Genomic DNA, 3,632 nt, shown 5'->3' with positions numbered 1-3,632 from the left:
ATTACAGCAGTTGATCGAGCTTCTTCAAGACGCACTTAAGCAAACGAATAGGAAAATCAAAACATTAATTCAAAGTCAACTCGAACAGTGGATCGCTGGCCTTCCTAATTATATCAAGGCTTATTTGCCAATTTCATTCTGCGAAAGTTGAGTTGTTTATTATAGAATAATTTTCTTAGTAGTAGGTATATTCCTAAACTTACAATGATAATTACTAGGAGATAGCTTAAAGAAGCGTAGTTTATAGCATTATCTTTGATTATTCTAATAGAAAAAAAAGTTAATGGAACACCTAAGAGTCCTATTACAATTCGCGAAATCCATTTTATATTTTGAAGTTGATTTTCGTTCCCTTGAATAGTTTTAGAATTCAATAGTACAATACCAACAATTAAACTCATAACAAAAGGTAAAATTATTCCTAAGTTTAATTCTCCACGCAAAATCGGGATGGAAAGACCGCCTAAAGAACCAACAGTAAGCATTATTCCATAATTAAATAAAGTTTCCCCTTTGTTTACTAACAATTTGTTTTCTTCTTCTTCATTTATTATCGCTTTAGCAAGTTCTTCTGGGGAAAGGAATTCTTGCAGAGTATCTTTAGCTGCTTGGTTGATATTCATTCCTGCTTTTGTTTTTTCTTGTATTGTGTTGTATATATGATCTTTTATTTCAGAGATTTGGTGTTCGCGTTCTCTTTTAGGTAATAATTGAAGTTTTTTATTTAATTTATTTAGATAGTCTTCAATTAAGGAATGATTTAATTTATTAACCATTATGATGTCCTCCTGCCATGTTTTTAAGAGCACTGTACATACTTTTGTAATCTTCCCATCTTTTTTCTACTATTTCTTTTCCTTCCTGAGTAATTTGATAATACTTACGTTTGGGTCCTCCTTCTGAATCAGCCCAATAAAAAGTAATTAATCCTTGTTTAGTTAATCTTTTTAAAATAGGGTAAATTGCTCCACCTGCTAATTCAAACAAAGGAAGTGATTTCTTTAAACCTATTGTCAGTTCATATCCATACATTGGACGCTGACTAATTAATAATAAGATAGCTAATTCAAATACGCCTTTTCTTGATTGTATAATCCATTTATCCATATTAGTTTTATTCATCATACATTAACTATATATTAATGATACCTATATGTCAACAATACCTATATATCATTAATACCTACATGTTGATATTAAGTAATTAAAAAAAGAATCCAATCAAATTTAAAATGGTACCTGTAGGTTGGACACATGTAAAAAAGAGTGTTCAACCTGCAGGTATTTTTATATACTTGAATTTCAGAGTAGGGGGATTAGGGAATAACATGAGTAAAATAACTTTTTCAACTAAAGATATAAACATACTTCAAAAGAATCCAAATATACAGCGTGTCAGCGAAAGGTCTATTACCTATACAGACGATTTTAAAAATAGATTTATAGATGAATACCAAACCGGTAAATTTCCTCGCCAGATTTTCGAGGAGAATGGTTTTAATATGGAAATTATTGGCATAAAACGAATTGAACAGTCAGCTTACAGATGGAAAAAAGCCTATGAAAAAAATGGTTTAATTGGGCTTACGGATTCAAGGAAAATAGCTTCCGGTAGACCTTTAAAACGTGAACTCACACCGTCCGAAGTCATTGAAAGGCAACAGGCAAGAATCGAGCTGTTAGAGGGGCAAGTGGAATTATTAAAAAAGCTAGAAACGACAGAAAGGAGGCTGCTAAACATAAGCGAAAGTCTAAACCCGAATCTGGCGTATCAACTTATTCAAGAAACGATTGAGCAAAATAGTTTTAAAGGGATGACTAAGTATTTCTGTGACCTCTTAGATGTCTCTCGATCTGGATATTATAGCTATCTGAAGGCTTCCTCTGTCCGAGAAGCAAGAGAGAAATTAGATCTCGAAGCGAAGGAAATTATTTTGAAAGCCTTTAATCGGCGGGGGTATAAGAAGGGTTCACGCTCTATCAAAATGATATTGGAGAATGAGTTCGATGTTAACTTTAGCCGTAAAAAAATCCAAAGAATTATGAGGAAATATGGAATCGTCTGTCCTCACAGAAAGCCAAATCCATACAAAAAAATCGCCAAAGCAATGAAGGAGCATCAGGTTGTTCCGAACAAATTGAATAGGGAATTTAAGCAAGGAATCCCTGGGAAAGTGTTACTTACAGATATCACTTATTTGCCATATAACGGTAATAGTATGGCTTATTTGTCGACCGCAAAAGACGCATCCACGAATGAAATTTTAGCTTACCATGTGTCTGACCGAATTACGTTGGACATTGCAACGCAGACGATCCATAAATTGATGAACAACAAGAAAGTGAAGCTCCATGAAGATGCCTTTATCCACTCGGACCAGGGAAGTCATTACACAAGCCCTAGATTCCAGAAACTATTAAAGAATCATGGTCTAGGTCAGTCCATGTCACGAAGAGGCAACTGTTGGGATAATGCCCCTCAAGAATCATTCTTTGGCCACCTTAAGGATGAGGTTGATGATCGATCTGTAAAAACCTTGAGGGAATTGAAATCAAAAATAAATCATTACATGGTTTACTATAACAATTACCGCTATCAGTGGGGGTTAAAAAAGATGACCCCCATTCAATATAGGAATCATCTTTTAACTATTTAAACTCTTTTTTTATAATGTCCTTGACATAGGTACCAGTTTAATTTGATTGGATTCTTTTTTTAACTACATGCATATGCAAATGCAGCACCACAGGCTAGATCACAAACAGTACCACAAGCAGCAGCACCAGGTCCACAAGCTAATCCAACTACACCACAGTAAGTGATACATGCAAATACGCCTGATAAACCACATGCAAAGCTTTTTCCATTCCATTTAAAATCAGAAGCAGTGAAATCTCCTTCTGTATCTTTAACTTTTTCATAAGATACTAACTCATTAAATTTCTCTGGATTTTCATTTGTAATTGTACCTACAGTATATTTAATTAACTCTTTTTTATTAGGATCTACCCATGCGCTAACTAGTGCAATATCGCCGGCTTTATTTTTTAACAAAGTAGCATAAATAATAGCTTTTTCATAATCGTATCCACCTAAATGAGTGTTATTAAACGTTAAGAACATTTCAGCATCTTTATAATCTTTAAATCCTTTAGCTAACTGTTTATTTATCTCTTTATCCATTTTCTTTTGTTCTTTAATTAGTTTTTTAACTAACTTTTGATCATTTTTATTTGTATCTTCGATAGTTACACCTAATTCATTTAATTTTTCAAGCATTTCATCTTTTGAATATACATCTTTTAAACTGCAAGTTTTACAATCTGGTTGATTTAGTTGGGCATTGGCTTGATTTGGTAAAAACGTTCCAAGAGAAAATATTAGAGCCATTACCATTAATCCTAGATTATTCACCGACAAATACAAAATTCCACTGAAATGCTGACTTACCGGCTTCTCAGTGGGATTCTTTTTTTCACTTATTAGATGAAAAAAGAATCCTTTTCTGTTAAGGTTATTGCGACCAAACAAACACCAAAGAAAGGATTCTTATGATGACAACTTTAACGCAAAAACCTTTACATTTCAACCGTTCTATTAAATTATCCAACGATGGGGGAGCACTTTCTTC

4 protein-coding genes and 1 pseudogene are annotated in these 3,632 nt (G+C 33.3%); 2 read left to right on the top strand and 3 right to left on the bottom strand.

All coding sequences use genetic code 11. The features are described from left to right. A pseudogene (locus J2S13_RS16550) lies at positions 1-151 on the top strand (IS4 family transposase); the annotation flags it as partial. Here J2S13_RS16550 and J2S13_RS16545 read toward each other — a convergent pair. Together J2S13_RS16545 and J2S13_RS16540 are read right to left on the bottom strand one after the other, a co-directional pair. Next, on the bottom strand, positions 114-776 hold the full coding sequence (locus J2S13_RS16545) for an HAAS signaling domain-containing protein (protein WP_307258948.1): 663 nt from the start codon (positions 774-776) through the stop codon (positions 114-116). The pseudogene J2S13_RS16550 and the gene J2S13_RS16545 overlap by 38 nt on opposite strands. Next, complete coding sequence (locus J2S13_RS16540) at positions 769-1,107, bottom strand: PadR family transcriptional regulator (RefSeq protein ID WP_307258947.1); 339 nt, start codon at positions 1,105-1,107, stop codon at positions 769-771. Before J2S13_RS16540 ends, J2S13_RS16545 begins: the two co-directional genes overlap by 8 nt. A 221-nt stretch (positions 1,108-1,328) precedes the next feature. Between J2S13_RS16540 and J2S13_RS16535 the strand changes: the two genes are divergently transcribed. Further along, positions 1,329-2,657: an IS3 family transposase gene (locus J2S13_RS16535; protein WP_307258946.1), complete on the top strand. Its 1,329-nt coding sequence runs from the start codon at positions 1,329-1,331 to the stop codon at positions 2,655-2,657. Between the two features lie 59 nt (positions 2,658-2,716). Here J2S13_RS16535 and J2S13_RS16530 read toward each other — a convergent pair whose 3' ends face one another. Beyond that, positions 2,717-3,391 (bottom strand): putative immunity/bacteriocin fusion bifunctional protein, encoded by a 675-nt coding sequence (locus J2S13_RS16530; protein ID WP_307258945.1) that lies wholly within the window; start codon positions 3,389-3,391, stop codon positions 2,717-2,719. Positions 3,392-3,632: the final 241 nt, after the last annotated feature.

This window comes from Oikeobacillus pervagus, assembly GCF_030813365.1.
Taxonomy (GTDB): Bacteria; Bacillota; Bacilli; order Bacillales; family DSM-23947; genus Oikeobacillus; species Oikeobacillus pervagus.
The sequence above is the reverse complement of the archived record's forward strand: the minus strand, read 5'-3'. Positions and strand labels throughout refer to the sequence as shown.

Bases quoted from the DNA above. Each gene is read 5' to 3' on its own strand.
- J2S13_RS16545 (WP_307258948.1), bottom strand. From the start codon at position 776: ATGGTTAATAAATTAAATCATTCCTTAATTGAAGACTATCTAAATAAA.
- J2S13_RS16540 (WP_307258947.1), bottom strand. From the start codon at position 1,107: ATGGATAAATGGATTATACAATCAAGAAAAGGCGTATTTGAATTAGCT.
- J2S13_RS16535 (WP_307258946.1), top strand. From the start codon at position 1,329: ATGAGTAAAATAACTTTTTCAACTAAAGATATAAACATACTTCAAAAG.
- J2S13_RS16530 (WP_307258945.1), bottom strand. From the start codon at position 3,391: ATGGCTCTAATATTTTCTCTTGGAACGTTTTTACCAAATCAAGCCAAT.